At 51.1% G+C, this 21725-nt stretch carries 11 protein-coding genes and 2 pseudogenes; 5 read left to right on the top strand and 8 right to left on the bottom strand.

Annotated features, from left to right (window positions below):
* Window positions 1-172: 172 nt before the first annotated feature.
* A complete protein-coding gene (locus LT85_RS20930) occupies window positions 173-1915 on the bottom strand; it encodes a retron Ec67 family RNA-directed DNA polymerase/endonuclease (protein ID WP_038492831.1) in 1743 nt (580 codons plus the stop codon).
* A 280-nt stretch (window positions 1916-2195) separates the two neighbouring features.
* Between LT85_RS20930 and LT85_RS20925 the strand changes: the two genes are divergently transcribed.
* Window positions 2196-2462 (top strand): hypothetical protein, encoded by a 267-nt coding sequence (locus LT85_RS20925; protein ID WP_038492828.1) that lies wholly within the window; start codon window positions 2196-2198, stop codon window positions 2460-2462.
* Window positions 2463-2532: 70 nt separating this feature from the next.
* Here the strand turns inward: LT85_RS20925 and LT85_RS26785 are convergent, their stop codons facing one another.
* Window positions 2533-2682, bottom strand: a complete 150-nt coding sequence (locus LT85_RS26785) for a hypothetical protein (protein ID WP_156117606.1) — start codon at window positions 2680-2682, stop codon at window positions 2533-2535.
* Between the two features lie 488 nt (window positions 2683-3170).
* Here LT85_RS26785 and LT85_RS20915 point away from each other — a divergent pair, with 488 nt between their 5' ends.
* Both LT85_RS20915 and LT85_RS27620 read left to right on the top strand, forming a co-directional pair.
* Entirely contained in the window at window positions 3171-3953 is a 783-nt protein-coding gene (locus tag LT85_RS20915) for an SDR family NAD(P)-dependent oxidoreductase (protein WP_038492822.1), read from the top strand.
* Window positions 3940-4059 (top strand): hemagglutinin repeat-containing protein, encoded by a 120-nt coding sequence (locus LT85_RS27620; protein WP_156117605.1) that lies wholly within the window; start codon window positions 3940-3942, stop codon window positions 4057-4059. The genes LT85_RS20915 and LT85_RS27620 overlap by 14 nt, the downstream gene beginning before the upstream one ends.
* Before the next feature lie 63 nt (window positions 4060-4122).
* Here the strand turns inward: LT85_RS27620 and LT85_RS20910 are convergent, their stop codons facing one another.
* The 6 genes from LT85_RS20910 to LT85_RS20885 form a co-directional block, all read right to left on the bottom strand.
* The gene (locus tag LT85_RS20910) at window positions 4123-5073 is read right to left on the bottom strand and encodes a polysaccharide deacetylase family protein (protein ID WP_216595034.1); all 951 of its coding nucleotides are present in this window, start codon (window positions 5071-5073) and stop codon (window positions 4123-4125) included.
* Window positions 5074-5525: 452 nt separating this feature from the next.
* Entirely contained in the window at window positions 5526-5786 is a 261-nt protein-coding gene (locus LT85_RS20905; RefSeq protein ID WP_038492818.1) for a hypothetical protein, read from the bottom strand.
* Between the two features lie 382 nt (window positions 5787-6168).
* Entirely contained in the window at window positions 6169-7179 is a 1011-nt protein-coding gene (locus tag LT85_RS20900) for an AraC family transcriptional regulator (protein WP_172657012.1), read from the bottom strand.
* A gap of 257 nt (window positions 7180-7436) precedes the next feature.
* Window positions 7437-8453: an AraC family transcriptional regulator gene (locus tag LT85_RS20895; RefSeq protein ID WP_038492812.1), complete on the bottom strand. Its 1017-nt coding sequence runs from the start codon at window positions 8451-8453 to the stop codon at window positions 7437-7439.
* Between the two features lie 294 nt (window positions 8454-8747).
* Window positions 8748-9764, bottom strand: a complete 1017-nt coding sequence (locus LT85_RS20890; RefSeq protein ID WP_038492808.1) for an AraC family transcriptional regulator — start codon at window positions 9762-9764, stop codon at window positions 8748-8750.
* Window positions 9765-10328: 564 nt separating this feature from the next.
* Entirely contained in the window at window positions 10329-11339 is a 1011-nt protein-coding gene (locus LT85_RS20885) for an AraC family transcriptional regulator (RefSeq protein WP_038492805.1), read from the bottom strand.
* A 1233-nt stretch (window positions 11340-12572) separates the two neighbouring features.
* Between LT85_RS20885 and LT85_RS27615 the strand changes: the two are divergent.
* Window positions 12573-14345 (top strand): annotated as a pseudogene (locus LT85_RS27615) (YadA family autotransporter adhesin); the annotation flags it as partial.
* Between the two features lie 165 nt (window positions 14346-14510).
* A pseudogene (locus LT85_RS27700) lies at window positions 14511-21605 on the top strand (YadA-like family protein); the annotation flags it as partial.
* Between the last annotated feature and the right edge of the window lie 120 nt (window positions 21606-21725).

Here is a 21725-nt window from a genome sequence, read left to right as displayed (position 1 = left end):
TCTGCTTTCTACATTATCGAAGAAACTAATCATATTCGATTAGACATGATCTTCATGCTGACGCGTTTCAATCTCGTATGGACATTTTTTGTTTTGTTGGAACCCGATGAAGTGTTTTTGTTGTTGTCATGCAGCTTCAGGTCACAAAATATCTCGACGTAATCAATACATCTTAAGTTTTCTTTTTATAGTCGCTTAATGCGGCATCAAGCCTAGCCAGAATTGGTCTGAAACCTTCAAAACTGATCTTTGATTCGTCTTTTTTTACAACATATTCCGCGAAGTAGTGTTTCCCGTACTGAGTGTGTGGATCAAAAGTGTTTTTCCCACTGAAGCTCTTTCCATGGAGCTTTGTATCTCTTACATATGGCTCGAAAAAATCTTCAATGGTGCTTTGCTTTCCTTCCAAGAGGGGAGTGGCAACAATGTATAGATTTTCTGCAACGAAGAAGAAATCATCGGTATTTTTTACTTCCTTCTTTGTCACTTTACTGACTGTGCTGTAGATACCTTTAGCACCTTCATCATTGTCGATAAGTACGATTACCGGCATCAATTGTCCTTTTGCAGAAATCTTCTTGCAATTCGGCGCATAGTCAACAATGAATTTATTAATTTGCCCAGTTCCGCCATTCAAATTCATTATCCTGTCCGCTGTCTTCGTATAGTTAAAGAAGCGAATTTTAGATTCGACTTTGCCATTTTTTTTCACTGCTAGATTTGGAAAATCGTCAACCAATTTTCGTAGCGCGGCCTTAATGTACACGCTGTCAGTCTTACCTTCACATAGAATAACTGGGTATTCTGGAGAGTAAAAATTCTTGAAAAATAAAACACGGCGGTACACGGTTTCAATAGCAGATAGTTTCGCTTCTGGCTTTGCATCCTTATGCTTAGTTACCGAAAATTCTTTTGGCTCATTTTTTTCGAGATTGTAAACTCCTACAGAATCGACAAAACTTAGCATTCCGTTGAGCTGGCTCACTGTACCGTCAACTTTAGTGTGCACTAGAGCTCCTGTTGCATCGCGAACTGTTTCGGTCTTATAAAATTGGCCAGTTTTGTATAAATTGTGAGCCATTGCGCGCACCAAATGCCTATACTCCGTTCGCGTGTTTATTTTTTTGTTGACGATAAGTCCGGTAACTTCTTGACGATTGGACTCGTATTGCATACGTGTTTTAGACGAGTTGATTGTAAAGCCGGCCTTCAAGATGAGTCGCTCAAGCTCTTTGCCTGTATTCCATTCGTGTGTTGTTTGGTTGATTAATTGAGCCACTCTAGATGGGAAATTGGCTTTATTGGTTGAAAAGGTTAAGTCATCAGCGTAACGCGAGTATGTACAACCAGTTTTGTGTGCAAGTTCTGCTAAACGAATGTCGAGTATATGGCCAATCAAATTTGAAATCACCGGCGAGCTTGGGCTGCCTTGCGGCAGCATGTTCTCATGGCAGGCAATTTGAGCTAGAACCGTGGCAACGTCTGGATGAAGCTGAAAGTTCCTGTTTTCAATAAAAAATCCACGCACACGCCCAAAATTAATGGTTCCGAAGAAATTTTCAAGATCTAAGTTGAAAACGAAGCGTTTGTTTCGATGGTTTACCGCATTGGTGATAATCGAAAATTTCGGTGTGAAAGCATGAGACAGCACATTTTTTACCTTAAGCGAAGTATTTATCTCAATAATGCACTGTTGAAGCGTGAGAGCTAATCGAGTTTGTAGCTTCTTTAATCTGGCGACTGGTGCGCTGATCTTTCGAATTCCACCAGAGCGTTTGGGAATGTCAAAATGTGCATATTTTTCTGCACTGGGTATTTTGTAAAGTATGTATGCGAGAGCTTTTGGAGTAAACCCAAGTATGGTGGCAACGTCGTTTAAAGATATCGCTGCTTTTAAGTTTTTTAGTTGGGTCATCGATTGAGTGGCCGCAATAAAGTGGGCCTATAGATACTCCTATGCAGCTTAACGTTTACCGCTAGGATATTGCTAAGTATATTCATAGGCAATGCTGCCTAACGTTTATTTCACGTGTCACGATGCATGACAAAAAATCTATCTATAAGCCCTCGCGAAGTCTAGCACGAATCTTGCCCAATACACACATACTTAGAAAATCTAAGAATTGAAATTGCTGTTGATTTGATGACGTGATCTGCTGGACTGTATTGATCTCATCCATAATAAGTGATCGATCATGCTGTTCCAACTCGTACAAGTTCTTGCAACGCCTGCGGCGATTGCTTATCTCAACGGCCACGATACATCACCACTAGATTTGCTTCACCGGCACGTTAGTGGCGACTGGGGTGATCTTTCTACCGGCGACAAAGAGATGAACGAAACCGCAGTCCGTGCAGGTGAAAGAATCCTGTCAGCTTACGTAGTGGCAGATGAAAAAATCTATGTCATCACGGAATGGGACCGTAGATACACGACGGTGATGCTGGCGTCTGAATACTAAACCAAACGGTATCAACTATTTAACTTTAGGTGTAGGGGCAGCACAGCGAATCTTCTTGTCTCGTCGATTCTTATTTCTCTGTCTTCAAAATCGCTGCCAATTCTGTTGCTGTTCGAAGAACCAAGGTACGCTTTTTCTCAGGTAAATCTTCAATTGCAGCAATCAGACTTGCCGCCTGATCGCTGGGATGAACTGATACATCACGCAGCAGGTTTTCCATCGAAATATCCAGCGCATCCGCTAATGTCGACAGTCTCCCCAGAGAGGCTGATATGACACCCGTTTCCAGACGTGAAACGCTTTCCTCTCGATTCCCAGTTTTTCTGCCAAGTCCGCTTGCGTAAGTTTCAGTTCCTTGCGTCTCGCCGCCAAACGAGCGCCAACCAGTTTGGAAAGTGTTTTGTCGCGTAGTTTTGCCTGATCGTCCAAGGAGGCGCCTCCGTATCATTAGATGACATGAAGTGTCGATCTATCCCCTCCTGACGAAAATGATGTATATTGCAACTAATAACGTGATAAGTCATTTTTATGATTTTTATTCCAACTACATGCGTAATAATTTTTAGACATGGTTTAACGCACAACATCTGCAATATCGATGAATGGCAACGCCTCATTCCCAGCGCGGCGCATGGCTGACCTCTGCCGGGATCAATCAAAAACCAGAAGCCCCATGATTTGGGAGCAATGCATGTCGCGAGGACCAACATGAACCAACTCAACGCCTACTTCTCCCTCAAAAACAAAGTCGCCCTGGTCACCGGCGCCGCACGCGGCATCGCGCTCCACATCGCCTGTGCCCTTTCCACTGCTGGCGCCCGGCTGGCGATCCTGGACGTGCGCGAGCAGGAGGGGCAGGTCGTCGCCTGGCTGCTTGGCAGCACACAGGGCCGGGCCAGGTTCTGGTCGCTCGATGTCAGCGACCGCAACGCGGTGCGGCGGGTGATGGGGGCGGTCGAAGGTCATTTCGGCCGTATCGATATCCTGGTCAACAGCGCTGGCATAGATGCCGATAATCCGTCGGCGCAGGGACTCTCGCTGGCGCAGTGGGAAAAGGCCATGTCGGCCAACGTCAACGGCAGCATCTTGTGTTCCAAGCACGTGATTGCGGCGATGGAGCGGGCCGGTGGCGGTTCTATCGTCAATGTGCTGTCCTTGTGTGCCCTGGAGGATGAGCGACATGAAGCGGCGGACCATGCGGCGAAGGCGGCGCTGCGGATGGCTAACATGAATGCGATGCGCTATGCGGCGCGCAATATCCGCGTCAATACGATCCATCCGGGGTTTTCACGGCCACCGGCGCAGGTGGAGGCCTTGCGCAAGCAGGGCGACCTGACGCAGAGGCTGGTTGATCTGGCGGAAGTGCAGATGCTGACGGGCCGGGGTTCAGCGACGGATGTGGCGGCGGGGATTCTGTATCTGGCGTCGGATGCGAGCCGGTTTGTCAGCGGGACGGAGCTGGTGATTGAGGCTGGGTATGGTTGCCGCTGATAGTCGAGGCAATGGCAACGGCGCAGACGTGACCAATGTCAACAGCAACGTCTCAGCAGGCAATACCTTGGTGCTGTCGTCGGGCCGCGATAGGAATCGAAGATAGAAACAGGTAAGCAAATCCTTCATGGACGGCAATGTATGGAAGCGTAACAACGATTGCCTGCATCTACTCCCACAGCCAGTTCCAGAATCCAGGCAGGCGGACAACTTGTGCACTGTCACGTATGCTTCTTGCCAGGGCAGCACGCTCCAGCGCGGCCTTGTCGTCGTAAAACGGCTTGGTTGCAGTCGGCAGTTGGACCGCCCGCGCGCAATCCATCAGTATTTGCAAATATTCCGCCATGTGATCGGCGGTGTAGCTATTTATATCGTGAAAAGTCACCACCACCGGGATATTTCCATCGACCGCCGGCAACTCGCCTGCGGCAATCCGCTCGCGCACGTCAGTCAACAGATGCAGCATGTTGGAGCGTCTTCTCAGACTGGCCTTGAAACCATATATCTTGCCGTCGTTCGCGCTCAAGTCCGTCAACAGGATGTGCATGCCATGCTGCTGGTAAGCGGCGAAAGTCCGCTTGTCGTAGTTCCAGAACGGCGGGCGAACCAGTTTCGGCGCACTTCCCTGAATCGAAACAATGTCGGCAATGCCATCGTTTAGCGATTGCTCGAATATTTCGGGGTTAAGGAAGCGATGGTTTGCGTGATGTGGCGTGGCAGTATGAAAGCCAAGCAAATGACCTTCACCAATTTCACGCTGCAATATGGTTCGCCCAAAGTCCGTCTCGCCAGCACCTGACGAGCGGGTTTGCACAAAAAAGAGGGCTTTGATGCCAGGTTGTAGCGGATTGTTCGCGAGCGTGTTCAGTATGGATAGTGTCGGATTGTCAGTCCTTGGGCGGGCCGGGCCGTCGTCGAAAGTTAGCAGGAACCGAATCGGCGGTTGGGATTTCAATCGCTCTGCCGTTTGAGATGACACCGGAACCGGTTCGATGGCACAACCTGTAACACCGATCGTCACGAAAATCACGATTAAGCAGGAGATGATTTTTTTGATATGTTGTGATGAGGTGGAAATGATTTTGTGCAATGGCACTAATGAGACGGAAAGCGAAGACATGCGATGACGGGCAGGTAGGGTTGACTTGAAGAGCGGCGCAGCGCTAAGGCTACGCTATCGACCTGCGCCATGCGCTAGCTGTTACAAACAACTACAGTTGCGGTGATCATATTGGTAAGCATAGGTGTCAAAAATACTTTCTCGGGAGCGCAGTTTTTTATGAGCAGACCCTGGACTCTGCGGTTGCTGATGAATACGACGCGAGCCTCAACAATCCGAGCAAGGCCACAGATATGGTTGTCGCTGATAGCGGCATTTTGCGCGGCTTTGAGCGGGGGGGGGCAAATTTATTAAATGACTAGTGCGACGGAAAACGTGATGGCTGATTCTTCCGTGATGTGATCACTTGGGAGGACATTGCACCGCCTGAACCGGGTCAGGCGGTGGCTTCAACTTTTGCGGCGTAGTTACCCGATAAAGTGAAGTGCAGCAGTTAGCAATGGCGCGTTAGCTTACTGCCAGCCTGGATGGTTTGCCCGATAGTATTGCAAGGCGGCGTCGCGTTCCTGCTCAGCTTGCCGGGCCAATTGTTCCGCGCGCTTCATGTGGCCGCCAAACTGACCGCCGTGCTCCTGCTGGATAACGTGCATTTCGCTGATGGCTTGCTGCAAATCGTGGGTTGCTGCCATTGCCTTGTTATGAAGTTCATCGGCAAAAGCGACGGTGACGACGCACAGAGTGCACAAGAGCACTGGGAGTGTTTTGAGTTTCATAAAATTGATTCTCCAAATAAGGGATTTCCAGGAATGGCAATCCACCCGAAGGAAAACGCCCCACGCAGCGATCACGCCTACCGACTTTCATGTGAAATGTGTAAGCTTGTGTGACAAGCGTTTCAAGCGGTCATTCTGCCCGTGCGGATAATGGCACTCGGTTAAAATTTGGCGCGGCCCCAAATGAATTCCATCGGGTACGTGGATGGAAGGAGCGCCGCGGCTACCGGAAATAATTCCTGTCGAGATGTGCTGTTCCGGCCGAAAAGAGTCGCTGGCGCCGTTTGCGAAACTTGTCGAACAAATATTCCGGGTTAGTTATCTGGAACAATGAGCGGGTTGTCCGCGACGTCAAATGACGTACTTTCATAGAACATCAACCTTACGTTTTCCTTTGAAAGGTCTTGGGAGTGGTCCCTGTCCAACGCAAGAACGCGCGCTGGAAGGCGCTTTGCTCTGAATACCCCAGCAGTTGCGCTACATCAGTCAGCTGCAGGTTTGGGTCGCGTAAATACTGTTCCGCCATATGCTTACGAATATCGTCAAGCAGTTCGCGAAAGGTCGTTTCATATTCCTGAAGACGCCGTCGTAAAGTCCGAGGCGCGATGGAAAGCGTGCTGGCGACTTGTTCAAGCGCCGGTTCTCCGCCATGCAAGAGATTTGCTATGCAGCGCCGGACATGCATCACGAATTCGCTTTCCTTCGGGAGCTGCGCCAGAAATTCTTCAGCCTGTTTTTCCAGGATATGGATCAATGTCGGATCGGGCTGGCAGAGGGGAGCTCTCAGGTTTCTTATAGGGATTCGCAAGGCCGTCGCCGGCTGGTTAAACAATACGTCGCATCCGAAAAAATCAGTGAAGGGCTTAGTGTCAAGTGGTTCAGAATTGACAAAGCAAATTTCTTTTGCAAGTGGAGCCACATTGGCTATGTCACGAGAAATTTTGCACAATGCGGCAAGTCCAAATTCGTGGGAGAGCCTGCCGTGATCATGTGAGCTTTCTCCCGACCATTTAATGATCAGATCAGTGCCATCGACAATATTTTGCACTGGACGTCCGTCCACTTCATGCAGAAGACGCTCATATTCTTGCAAACGCAGAAATGTCGTTCGAAGATTGGGGCTGGAAGCAAAGATATAGCCCAGCACGCCAAAATCAGACGCTCTGATTGTTTGCCCTAATTTCAGGCCTAGCAAGGGATCTCCCAGATGCGCTGCGGCGGATCGTAAAAAAGAGACCCAGCGTTGCATTGGAAACCGCAAAAGAATGTGGTCAACGGATTCTGGTTCAGCTATGCCAAGTAATGCTGAGGCATCGACCCCTTCAGTTTTTAAGTATTCAAATAGAGCTCGGACATAAGCGCTAGAAACATATCCGTTTGCAAAGGTCCTCACGCTACTCTCTCGGGATGAAGTGACTGTAGGTTCCATTAAAGATTAATCTAATTTGTTGTGTCAATGTATTACTTAAAATCCGGCGTGCCTGTTATTGTCTTCACAATTTTTAAGGCACGCTCTCCACACTTGTCGGCTTCGTTAAAGTGTGCGGGGAGGGTAAAGGTCGTTCATCAGAACGTCATTTTTCCACACCACAGGGGGTGTGAAAATCAGCTGCGTCACAGCGAGGAAAAATGACTTGTTTTGAAGGGGCTTCAGTCCGGCATTTTCTTTTGAAATGTCTTGGGAGTGGTCCCTGTCCATCGCAAGAATGCGCGTTGGAAGGCGCTTTGCTCCGTATAGCCAAGCAATTGCGCTACGTCAGTCAGTTGCAGGCTTGGATCGCGCAAATACTGTTCCGCCATATGCTTACGGATATCGTCCAGGAGTTCACGAAAGGCTGTTTGATGTTCATGAAGGCGCCGCCGTAAAGTTCGAGGCGCTATGGAAAGGGCGTTCGCGACCTGCTCAAGCCCTGGCTCACCACTGTGAATCAGATTTGCTATGCAGCGCCGGACATGCATCACAAATTCGCTTTCCTTCGGTAATTGCGTCAAAAATCCTTCGGCCTGTTTTTCCAGGATATGCACCAATGTCGGATCAGGCTGACGTAGGGGAATATTCAAATATGCTAACGATACTTGTATGGCCGTCGTCGGTTGATTAAATAGTACCTTGCCCCCGAAGAAATCATCATAGGGACGTGTGTCAAGTGGTTCAGAGTTGACAAACCAGACCTCTGTAGCGACTAGATGCTCACCACTCATGGCGCGCGAAATTTGACTGAATGCGGCAACTGCAAATTCATGGCTGAGTCTCGCACTACCATTGGGGTCTCCCCCATTCCATATGAATCGTATTTCGGAACCATCGACGTGCATTTCCATTGGATATTTATCCATTTCATGCATAAGACGTTCATATGCTTGATAACGCAACAATGACGCTCCAAGAGTTGGGCAGGACGCAAGAATATAACCAAGCACGCCAAAATGAGCCGGCCTGATTATTTGTCCCAATTTCAAACCTAGCAGTGGATCTTCTAAATGAGTTGCAGCAGATCGTAAAAAAGATATCCAGAGCTGCATGGAATAGCGCAAAAGCGTGTTGTCAGCGGCTTCCGGCTCAGCTACGCCAAGTAGTGCTGAAGCATCGACCCCTCTATTTTTTAAATATTCAAAAAGCACTCGAACATAAGCGCTAGAAACAAATCCAGTGTCAAAATTGCTCAATTTTTTTCGCTCCTGCGGGAGTATCGATCAATGCTGTTTTTATAGAAATTATTTTAAATAATCGCTATTAATTTTTATCTAAAGCGACTTCACCCCGAGTGCTGACGCTTTTCGATGACTGCTTCTGCTTCTGCTTCAAGCCGCCGCTGTCGTAGTAACGTTAGCGCCTTTGGCCTCGTTAAAGCTAATGCTTTTAACGCATTTCGCCAAAACGCCAAGTCTAAAAGCCGGGCAGGGTTGGCAGAGAAATCAACTGCATCGCCATGGCGCAAAATGACGCACTTTGATAGAGCTTCAGTCCGGCGTTTTCCTTTGAAATGTCTTTGGCGTGGTCCCTGTCCAACGCAAGAATGCGCGTTGGAAGGCGCTTTGTTCCGTATAGCCCAGTAATTGCGCTACGTCAGTCAGTTGCAGGTTTGGATCGCGCAAATACTGTTCCGCCATATGTTTACGAATATCGTCCAGGAGTTCACGAAAGGTCGTTTCATATTCATGAAGGCGTCGCCGTAAAGTTCGAGGCGCTATGGAAAGGGCGTTCGCGACCTGCTCAAGCCCTGGCTCACCGCTGTGAATCAGATTTGCTATGCAGCGCCGCACATACATCACAAATTCGCTTTCCTTCGGTAATTGCGCCAGAAATCCTTCGGCCTGTTTTTCCAGGATATGGATCAATGTCGGGTCAGGCTGACGCAGGGGCAAATTCAAATTTTCTATCGGCGTACGCAAGGTCGTCGCGGGCTGATTAAACAATACATTGCATCCGAAGAAATCCGTGTAGAGGCTAATGTCAGGCGGCTCAGAATTGACAAAGCAAACTTCTTTCAGGCGTGGCGTTCCATTGGCTATTTCACAAGCTATTTTATACAGTGCGGCAATTCCAAATTCATGAGAGAGCCTGTCTTGATCTTGTGTTTTACTTCCGGACCATTTAAGTATCAGATCGGAACCATCGATCAGAGTTTGCATGGAATACCCGTCCGGTTCATACAGAAGACGCTCGTATTCTTGAAAGCGCAGCAATGCCAATCCAAGGTTGGGGCAGGAAGCAATGATATAGCCGAGCACCCCGTAATGATCTGTTCTGATTGTTTGCCCTGATTTCAAGCCGAGATAAGGATCTTTCAGATGCGTTGCGGCGGATTGCAAAAAGGAGCCCCAAAGCGGCATGGGATAACGCAAAAGCATGTGGTCGACGGGTTCGGGTTCAGCCACGCCAAGCAGCGCCGAAGCATCGACCCCTTTACTTTTTAAGTATTCAAATAGCACCCGGACATAAGCGCTGGAAATAAATCCGCCTGCAGAGGTAGTCAATTATTATCCTTGAATGAAATGGCTAGGCGCTGTTAAGACTAAATTGATTCTGTTGCCTTAATGCAGTGCTGAAAACCAGACATAGTTATTTATTATATTATTATCAACGAAATAAAATTGTGCATTTTTGCAAACTGAAGTTATTAATTTTTATTGCTGTAAGCGTCAATTTAAATATCTAATTTAGTAATTAAGTGTTTAATTTTTTCAATGTGGAGATAATGTGAAAACATCTCTGCGATATTAATTGTAATAAAGTGAAATATATTATTAATATTTTTCTTCAATCTTCTTAAAAGCCTATTCGTATTGGATGTTATTTCAATGACTTAATGATAAATATTGTTGTTTTTGTTGTACTCGTTTGGTTAAAGATTCCATCAACGAGGCAAGAGGCCGTGGCCGGGTGATGGAATGTTTTTAAAAATTCGAAGATCTGCTGATAGTGTGGGTTTTCTTGAGGAAAATGTACTGGAGCAAGGAAATCGTTCGAGAGGGTAGCGAGGGGAGGGAATCTGCCATGGTCAAGCAGGACGAGACAGTGCATTTGATATGCCGTCAATCTCACGTTTTCTCTTGAAATGTCTTTGGTGTGGTCCCCGTCCAACGCTGGAATGCTCGCTGGAATGCGCTTTGCTCCGAATACCCCAGCAATTGCGCTACGTCAGCCAGTTGCAGGTTTGGGTCGCGCAGATACTGTTCCGCCATATGCCTACGAATATCGTCAAGCAGTTCACGAAAGGTGGTTCCATATTCATGAAGGCGGCGCCGTAAAGTCCGAGGCGTGATGGAAAGTACGCTCGCGACCTGCTCAAGCCCTGGCTCGCCACTGTGAATCAGATTTGCTATGCAGCGCCGGACATGCATCACAAATTCGCTTTCCTTGGGTAGTTGCGCCAGAAACCCCTCTGCCTGCTTTTCCAGGATATAGATCAATCTTGGATCAGGCCGACGCAGGGGGCAATTCAAATCTTCAATCAATATTCGCAAGGTCGTCGCGGGCTGGTTAAACAAGACATCACACCCGAAAAAATCGGTATAGGGGCGAGTATCAGGCGGCTCCGAATTGACAAAGCAGACTTCTTTTGCAAGCGGAGGCCCATCGGATATTTCACGAGAAATATTACACATCGCAGCAAGCCCAAATTCATGGTTGAGCCTGCCGTGATCATGTGAACTCTCTCCGGACCATCTAAGTATCAGATGGGAGCCATCGACCAGGGTTTGCATCGGATATCCGTCCACGTCAAGTAGCAGACGTTCGTATGTCTGTAGGCGCAACAATGCCAACCCTCGGTTTAAGCAGGAAGCAAAGATATAGCCAAGCACGCCAAAATGGGCCGCCCTGACTGTCTGCCCTAGCTTCAGGCCTAGCAGCGGATCTTCCAGGTGAGCTGCTGCAGTTTGCAAAAAAGAGACCCAGCGTTGCATGGGGTAACGCGAAAGCATGTGGTCAACTGGTTCTGGTTCAGCCAAGCCAAGTAGCGCTGAAGCATCAATTCCTCGGATTTTTAAATATTCAAATAGAACCCGGACATAAGCGCTGGAAACAAATCCGCTTGCTAACGTATTCAATTAATTATCCCCGAGTGGCATGACTATAAGCATTGTTAAAAAGTCCGATGCAGTTATTTATTCTATTATTTCCAATGAAATAAAATTGTGCATTTTTGTAAATTAAATTTATTGATTTTCATTTTTACAAATATCAATCCAAATATAAAATTTCGTAATTAAATGTTAATTTTTCCTATATAAAAACAATATTTAAATAATATGAAAATATTCGTATAGTGCTAAGCATACTTGATTGTTACCTATTGTTAATAATTTCTTCGCTCTCCCTGAAATCCAATGCGTATTTAATGCAATTTCAATGATATTTTGACAAAATTGTTACCTGTGGAATATTTTTTAGTTAAAAATATATTTCCTAGGTGAAATATATGGTTATGCAAAAGGGCTAGGTGACGGAGTGTTTTTAAAAATTATAAAAAACTCCAGGGGGAGGAAGTTTTCCAATGGAAATGTGTCGAGACGCAGAAGTCATTCGAGGGGGAGTCAAGGAGAGCAGATGTTTCTTGTGACGCTGTGAAGTGGCGCGCTCTGGGGAGCTGTGGCGCATTGCGCTCCGTCCCTGAGAGCGGAGAGTCTGAATTTACTAGTACCCCGCACAAATCTCTTGAAGCCTTTTTCCGCTAGCCATGAAGTATTGATCGGTTGTTACTGATGTTATTGCAATTATTTCCTTGTGGCATTTTTATGTGCTTATAAAAACTGAATTTATCAATTTCGATTTCCTGTAATACCGATTTGAATATCGAATTTGATGGTAGGAAACTATCTCGACAATGTTTGCGAAGTCTTGAATGTCAACGATTGTTTCTTGGCCTTGAATGTCAATATATTGTCCTCTTTCGTTAATATCTTCTTCATCCCCCTCCCTAAAATCCTATTCGTACCTGATTGTCATTTTAAGTGACCTGGTGATAAGGATTGTTGCTCTCGTTGCACTTGTTTAGCTAAAAAATATCCATCAACCCGCCAAGAAATGCTTATGCATATAAGGCTGGATGGGGATTTTTAAAATTTAAAAGCTGCCGTCAGTGAGAGTCTTCTTGAGAAAAATATGCCGAGGAAAGGACGCCATATGCGTCATAAAAACTTACTTGGAAAACTAAATAAAAAGTTTATCTTGGTAAATACGTTTCCTAAATAAAACAAATCTTTCTCAAAAGATTCATATCCTTAAGACAAGTAATTAAATTTGAATTTTGAAATTATCTGAATTGAAAAAGGGAGAGCAACATGAACAAGATTTATAAAGTTATCTGGAACAAAACATCGGGGATGTTTTGTGTGGTCGGGGAGTTGGCTAAGGGCAATAAAAAGGCTAAGAGTCAATCTCAAAATAAAGTGGGGACCATGGTATTGCTGGCATCAGCTGTAATTGCCAGTTATAGCTTGCCATCTTCGGCTGCCACTTATCTCGGTGGTATTTTTGTCAATAATGGTCCAGCTTATGGCGGAAATACATATTGCGCAAACCTTGGTTATGGAATCAGCGGCGTCTACAACACTGGCGGGAGTACTTATACATATGATACCGGCGGCGTTAACGTTGCCGGTGCGGGGTATGCTCAATCCGGGGTCTCTCCGATTTGCGGGCCTTCTGACGCATCAACGCAGACCAATCGTATATTGGCTTATGCGAGTGACACGACATCCAATAGTACAAATTTGAGTATCGGCGGTACGCTCTATGCAAATACTGCGGCTTATCTGCAAAACGCCAATATTCATAATTTGACGGTAACCGGGATTTTTTCAATACCGTATTTCGTTGCTAACACTCAGCTCGCAACCGGAGTCGCTACAGGAACTAACTCTCTGATGATGGGCTTTGGCGGCTCAACGGCAGGCGGGGCATCTTCTGTAGCAATCGGCAATAATGCCAATGCCACCAATACCAATACGATTGCAATCGGGCTGGCATCCGCGTCAAGCGGTCAAGACGCAGTCTCACTCGGCAATGGCGCAACAGCCAGCGCTACCGGAGCTACCGCTATTGGCGGCAATGCTACAGCGGGTGCTGTGGCAGCCGCATCCGATGCCGTTGCAATCGGAGGGCAATCAAGTGTGGCCGCTACCGCCACCTCCGGTATTGCGGTGGGACGCGGCGCTACGGTGAATGGCGCTTTCGGCATTGCCGAAGGCGATGGCATTTCCAGTGGCGCCACCGGCCAAAATGTGGCGATTGGATCATCTGGCACAACGGCAAATGCTGGTACGACGGCCGGCGGTGCGGTGGCAATCGGCCGCGGTCAAAAGGCAACAGGTGATGGTGCTGTGGCGATCGGTGACCCGAATGTATCGAATGGCACAGGCGCTGTGGCGATGGGGGCGAATAACACCGCAGCTGGCGATACAGGTGGCGCCACTGCTGCCAATGGCGCCGTTGCAATAGGTAGCGGTAATAATGCAATCGGCCAGGGTTCGGTCGCGCTGGGTAACAACAGTACGGCGTCGGCAGCTGGCGGGTTGGCGTTGGGTGATACCGCCGCTGCGAAGGGGGCTAATGGAGTGGCGTTGGGTTCGGGGGCGACGGCAAACAATGCGAACGACGTGGCGCTGGGGAATGGTTCGATTACAGCAGCGCCGAACCCGACGGCGACGGGGTCGGTAGGCGGCGTGACGTACAACTATGCTGGCGCGACGCCGACGAGCGTGGTGAGCGTCGGTGCGCCGGGCTCCGAGCGCCAGATAACGAACGTGGCAGCAGGCCGGGTAACGGCGACGAGCACGGATGCGATCAATGGATCGCAACTGTATGCCACCGATCAAGCGATCCTCGCTGCGGCACAGACACACGATTACAGCGTGAATTCGACCACCCCAGGGACCGATACCAACTATAACGGTACCGGTGCGACGGGTGTCAATGCATTGGCATCTGGCACTAATGCTACGGCAGCAGGAGGCAGTGCGGTAGCGGTAGGTGACCATTCGACCGCCAGCGGGGGCGGCGCAGTCGCCGTCGGTTCGAACGCAGCGGCAAGCAATGGCAATAGCGTTGCGATTGGCCAAAATGCCGTTTCTGGGGGCGCTAGTACCGTCGTCGGTGCCAACGCCAGTGCCACAGGGGCAGTTGGTCCTGGAACCGCCATCGGTAACGGCGCCAATGCTGGTAGCAATGCTATCGCTATTAGTGTGCGTGGTGATTTTTCGGCTGTAGCCAATGGTGACGGGTCTATTGCCATGGGTAATTCGGCGAGTGCAAGCAATAATACGAGTATCGCAATAGGTCGCCAAACTACATCGAGCGGCGATGGTGCGTTCGCGGCGGGTCAGGGCGCGGGGGCGACCGGTAACGGTTCGATTGCGCTCGGGGGGGCTATCGGTGGCTTCGGCGCGACCGGTGGCGCTCAAGCCACGGCAGCAGAGGCTATTGCGCTTGGCAATAGCACGACAGCCAGCGCTGCCGGCGCTACTGCTATCGGTAGCAATGCAACATCGGGCGCTATAGCCGCCGCAACCAATGCTGTTGCGATTGGCGGGCAATCGAATGTAGCTGCTGCTGCCACGTCGGGTATTGCAATGGGACGTGGCGCTACGGTGAATGGCGCTTTCGGCATTGCTGAAGGCGATGGAATTTCCAGCGGCGCTACGGGGCAGAATGTGGCGATTGGATCTTCAGGCACGACGGCGAATGCAGGCACGGCTACCGGTGGTGCGGTAGCGATTGGGCTTGGTCAAAAGGCCACGGGGAATGGTGCGGTGGCGATCGGTGACCCGAATGTATCGAATGGTACAGGTGCTGTGGCGATGGGGGCAAATAACATTGCAGCTGGCGATACAGGTGGCGCTACTGCTGCCAATGGCGCCGTTGCAATAGGTAGCGGTAATAATGCAATCGGCCAGGGTTCGGTCGCGCTGGGTAACAACAGTACGGCGTCGGTGGCTGGCGGGTTGGCGTTGGGCGATACCGCCGCTGCGAAGGGTGCTGACGGGGTGGCGTTGGGTTCGGGGGCGACGGCAACGAATGCGGGTGACGTGGCGCTGGGGAATGGTTCGATCACAGCAGCGGCGAACCCGACGGCGACGGGAACGATAGGCGGCGTGACGTACAACTATGCCGGTACGACGCCGGCGAGCGTGGTGAGCGTGGGGGCGCCGGGCTCCGAGCGCCAGGTGACGAACGTGGCAGCGGGTCGGGTAACGTCGACGAGCACGGATGCGGTCAACGGCTCGCAACTGTTCGCAACGAACACGGCGATCAATAGCCTGTCTACCTCGACGTCAACGGGATTGAGCACGGCCAACAGCAACATCACTTCGTTGTCGACCGGCTTGAGCACGACCAACAGCAACGTGACATCGCTGTCGACCGGCCTGAGCACGACCAATAGCAATGTGACGTCGCTGTCGACTTCGGCATCAACCGGCATCAGCACCAACGCCAGCAACATCGGCTCGCTGTCGACCGGCCTGAGCACCACCAACAGCAATGTGTCTTCGCTGTCGACCTCGACATCGACAGGGATCAGCACCAACGCTAGCAACATTGGTTCGTTGTCGACTGGCTTGAGCACCACCAACAGCAATGTGTCTTCGCTGTCGACCTCGACATCGACCGGTATCAGCACCAATGCTAGTAACATCGGCTCCTTGTCGACCGGCCTGAGCACCACCAATAGCAATGTGACCTCGTTGTCGACCTCGACATCGACAGGAATCAGCACCAACGCCAGTAACATCGGATCGTTGTCCACTGGCCTGAGCACGACCAACAGCAACGTGGCTTCGCTGTCGACGTCGACCTCAACCGGCATCAGCACCAACGCCAGCAATATCGGTTCGCTGTCCACTGGCTTGAGTACGACCAACAGCAATGTGACTTCGCTGTCGACCTCGACATCGACAGGGATCAGCACCAACGCCAGCAACATCGGTTCGTTGTCGACTGGTTTGAGCACGACCAACAGCAACGTGACGTCGCTGTCGACTTCGACTTCGAGCGGGATCAGCACCAACGCCAGCAACATCGGTTCATTGTCGACTGGTTTGAGCACCACCAATAGCAACCTGACTTCGCTGTCGACCTCGACATCGACAGGGATCAGCACCAATGCCAGCAACATTGGTTCGCTGTCGACCGGCCTGAGCACCACCAATAGCAATGTGACCTCGTTGTCGACCTCGACATCGACAGGGATCAGCACCAACGCCAGTAACATCGGATCGTTGTCCACTGGCCTGAGCACGACCAACAGCAATGTGACTTCGCTGTCGACCTCGACATCGACAGGGATCAGCACTAACGCCAGCAATATTGGTTCGTTGTCGACTGGTTTGAGCACGACCAACAGCAACGTGACTTCGTTGTCGACTTCGACATCGACCGGCATCAGCACCAATGTCAGCAACATCGGTTCGCTGTCGACTGGCTTGAGCACCACCAACAGCAACGTGATTTCGCTTTCGACGTCGACATCGACTGGCATTGCATCTTTATCAACCGGAGTTGCGAATTCGGTTCAATACGATAATCCTGCGCACACAAGCGTTACGTTGGGTGGCGTTGGCGCTACTACACCAGTCATTCTTACTAACGTTGCGGCAGGTGTGAATCCAACCGACGCGGTTAACTTCAGTCAGTTATCGTCATTATCGTCGTCGACTTCAAGCGGATTAAGCACTGCCACGAGCGGCATCAATTCGTTGTCGACGGGCTTGAGCACAACCAACAGTAATGTGACATCGCTGTCGACTTCGACCTCAACCGGCATCAGCACGAACGCCAGCAACATCGGTTCACTGTCCACTGGTTTGAGCACGACCAATAGCAACGTGACATCGCTCTCGACTTCGACTTCGACAGGGATCAGCACGAACGCCAGCAACATCGGCTCGTTGTCGACCGGTCTGAGCACGACCAATAGCAACGTGACATCGCTCTCGACTTCGACTTCGACAGGGATTAGCACCAACGCCAGTAACATCGGCTCGTTGTCGACCGGTCTGAGCACGACCAATAGTAACGTGACATCGTTGTCGACTTCGACTTCGACAGGGATTAGCACCAACGCCAGTAACATCGGCTCGTTGTCGACCGGTCTGAGCACGACCAATAGCAACGTGACATCGTTGTCGACTTCGACATCGACAGGGATCAGCACCAACGCCAGTAACATTGGTTCGCTGTCGACCGGCTTGAGCACGACCAACAGCAACGTGACCTCGCTGTCAACGTCAACTTCGACCGGCATCAGCACCAACGCCAGTAACATTGGTTCGTTGTCCACTGGTCTGAGCACGACCAACAGCAACGTGACGTCGCTGTCGACTTCGACTTCGAGCGGGATCAGCACCAACGCCAGCAACATCGGTTCGTTGTCGACCTCGACATCGACTGGTATCAGCACCAACGCCAGCAATATCGGTTCCTTGTCCACCGGCCTGAGCACGACCAACAGCAATGTGACTTCGCTGTCGACCTCGACATCGACTGGTATCAGCACCAACGCCAGTAACATTGGTTCGTTGTCCACTGGTCTGAGCACGACCAACAGCAATGTGACGTCGCTGTCGACTTCGGCCTCGACCGGCATCAGCACCAATGCCAGCAACATCGGTTCGCTGTCGACCGGCCTGAGCACGACCAACAGCAATGTGACGTCGTTGTCGACCTCGACCTCGACCGGCATCAGCACGAACGCCAGCAACATTGGTTCGCTGTCGACCGGCTTGAGCACCACCAACAGCAACGTGACCTCGCTGTCAACGTCAACTTCGACCGGCATCAGCACCAACGCCAGCAATATCGGTTCGCTGTCGACTGGCCTGAGCACCACCAACAGCAATGTGTCGTCTCTGTCGACTTCGACCTCAACCGGTATCAGCACCAACGCCAGCAACATCGGCTCGTTGTCGACTGGCTTGAGCACGACCAATAGCAATGTGACGTCCTTGTCAACCTCGACCTCAACCGGTATCAGCACCAACGCCAGCAACATCGGCTCGTTGTCGACTGGCTTGAGCACGACCAATAGCAATGTGACGTCCTTGTCAACCTCGGCCTCGACCGGCATCAGCACGAACGCCAGTAACATTGGCTCGTTGTCCACTGGCCTGAGCACGACCAATAGCAATGTGACGTCGTTGTCGACCTCGACATCGACGGGCATCAGTACCAACGCCAGCAACATCGGTTCGCTGTCGACGGGTCTGAGCACGACCAATAGCAACGTTGCCTCGCTGCAGACGATAGCCAATAACACAGGAAGCAGCGCTGCGGCAGCACTGGGCGGCGGTGCAGCTTATGATCCGGCGACAGGCGTCATCAGTGCTCCGTCCTACACAATGTACAACGCCAACGGAACGACCACTGCGGTCAGCAACGTTGGTGCTGCAATCGATAGCATTAATAGCCAGGGAATCAAATACTTCCATTCCAATTCAACCGGACCGGACAGTGTTGCAACTGGAACAAATGCAATTGCGATAGGCAGCGGCGCCACCGCGAACTCGAATGGCGCCGTGGCAATTGGTCAAAGTGCGGTCGCGACAGGTGGACAAGCGGTATCGATCGGTGTGGGGAACACCGCCAGCGGTAATGGCGCAGTGGCGATTGGAGATCCCAATACGGCGACTGGTAATGGCGCCGTCGCAACCGGGTTAAATAATACGGCCAACGGTCAGGGTGCAGTCGCCATGGGCAACACCAATTCGGCGTCAGGCCAAGGCTCGGTGGCTCTAGGCAGTACTTCGACGGCAGGAGGGGCGGGATCGGTAGCCTTAGGCGATACAGCCAACGCAGTGGCAACCAATGGCCTGGCGTTAGGCTCCGGGGCAGTTGCCAATAACGCTGGTGACGTCGCGCTGGGTGCCGGATCGACGACGGCAGCGTCGACTCCAACTTCGAGCGTGACGATAGGCGGAACTTCGTATGCGTTAGCCGGAACAAGCCCGACGAGCGTGGTCAGCGTCGGTGCGCCTGGAGCGGAGCGGCAGATCACTAATGTGGCGTCAGGCCAGCTCACTGCGACAAGCACAGATGCAGTCAATGGTTCGCAGTTGAATGCTTCGAATCAGGCAATAAATAGTCTGTCGACGTCAACTTCGACGGGGCTGAGCACAGCGACAAGTGGCATCTCGTCATTGTCGACATCCCTGAGCACGACGAATAGCAATGTCGATTCGCTGTCCACGTCGACGTCGACAGGGATCAGCACCAACGCCAGCAATATCGGTTCGTTGTCGACTGGCCTGAGCACGACCAACAGCAACGTGACATCGTTGTCGACCTCAACATCGACAGGGATCAGCACCAACGCTAGCAACATTGGTTCGCTGTCGACCGGCTTGAGCACCACCAACAGCAATGTGATTTCGTTGTCGACATCGACCTCGACCGGGATCAGCACCAACGCCAGCAACATCGGCTCGCTGTCGACTGGGCTGAGTACGACCAATAGCAACGTGACCTCGCTGTCGACTTCGACATCGACTGGTATCAGCACCAATGCCAGCAATATCGGTTCGTTGTCGACTGGCCTGAGCACCACCAACAGCAATGTGTCGTCTCTGTCGACTTCGACCTCAACCGGTATCAGCACCAACGCCAGCAACATCGGCTCGTTGTCGACTGGCTTGAGCACCAATGCCAGCAACATCGGTTCGTTGTCGACTGGCTTGAGCACGACCAATAGCAACGTAATGTCGCTGTCGACCTCGACATCGACTGGCATCAGCACGAATGCCAGCAACATCGGTTCGTTGTCCACAGGCTTGAGCACGACCAACAGCAATGTGACGTCGTTGTCGACTTCCGCCTCGACAGGTATCAGTACCAACGCTAGCAACATCGGTTCGTTGTCAACTGGCCTGAGCGTAACGAATAGCAATTTGACTTCATTGTCGACGTCGACATCGACAGGGTTAGCTTCCTTGTCTACTGGTGTTGCAAATTCAGTTCAGTACGACAATCCTGGCCACACCAGTGTCACATTGGGCGGAGTCGGCGCTACCACGCCGGTAACCTTGACTAACGTTGCAGCGGGTACGCGTCCTACAGATGCGGTCAATTTCAGTCAGCTATCATCCCTGTCGACATCGACCTCGAGCGGCCTGAGTACGGCGACAAGCGGGATTACTTCCTTGTCGACCGGCTTGAGCACGACGAACAGCAACGTGACGTCGCTGTCGACCTCTGCATCGACGGGGATCGCTTCGCTGTCGACTGGTTTGAGTAGCACCAACAGCAATGTGGCATCGCTGTCGACATCAACGTCAACTGGCCTGAGCACGATTGGCAGTAACGTCACGTCGCTGTCGACATCGACGTCGACTGGCTTGAGTACTGCGGTAAGTGGGATTTCTTCGTTGTCCACTGGTTTGAGCAGCACTAACAGCAACGTCACGTCGTTGTCGACAGGATTGTCGTCCTTGTCAACGGGTTTAAGCCAAATTGGCTCTCTGTCAACCGGCCTGGTGGCTGTGGTTGCTGGAAATACTGCGCTGAAACCATTGGCCGATGCGTCGAATGCTGCTGCTGCGAATGGCGCGATGCTGGGTGGAACAATCATGGGAGGTTCCAACGGCGATGGCACAGCGCAGACTCGCGGTACCAGCGGCACGGCCATCAAGACGGTGACGCCTGCAACCTGTACTACCGTCAATGGCATTGACGCCACAGGTTCAGGCCTGTGTGCGCAAGCGACCAAGGATGGCGCCACGGCGCTGGGCTCCAATGCGCAGGCGCTCGATACCAACACTACTGCGGTTGGCTTCCGTGCCTTGGCTTCCTCGTCGGGTGCCGTAGCGATCGGTTATAACGCCCAGGCTACCGGTGATCCTACCGTGGCAATCGGCTCTAACTCGGTTGCCGCCGGCAATAACTCTGTGGCGATGGGGGCAGGAGCGCAAGCGATTGCCAACAACGCTGTAGCGTTGGGTGCCGGTTCTGTGGCGGATCAGGACAATACAGTGTCTGTAGGTGCTCCTGGCAGCGAACGTCGTATTACTAATGTGGCGCCGGGTGTTAATGCAACCGATGCGGTGAATGTATCGCAGCTCAACAACTTGCAGAACCAGGTTGGCAGCGTACAGCGCATTGCCTACAGTGGCGTAGCGATGGCTGGTGCGTTGGCTGGTCTGCCGCAGGTTGATGCAGGCAAGACCTTCTCATTGGGCGCCGGTATCGGTAGCTATGGCGGCTATGGCGCATTGGCGATCGGGGCTAGCGCTCGCATCAGAGAAAACACGATCGTCAAGTTTGGCGTGAGTACCACATCTGCCAGCCACACCCTGATTAACGCGGGGATCGGGTATTCGTGGTGATCTTGCAGATAAGGAGTTTCTCGGTAAGAGGGTGAAATTAGCGCTTAGCCAGGCTACCCTCCGCAATGAGTACGTCGTTGCGGAGGGACATCCAAAATACCCAGGAATGCGGACTACCAG

This window comes from Collimonas arenae, assembly GCF_000786695.1.
Taxonomy (GTDB): domain Bacteria; phylum Pseudomonadota; class Gammaproteobacteria; order Burkholderiales; family Burkholderiaceae_D; genus Collimonas; species Collimonas arenae_A.
The sequence above is the reverse complement of the archived record's forward strand: the minus strand, read 5'-3'. Positions and strand labels throughout refer to the sequence as shown.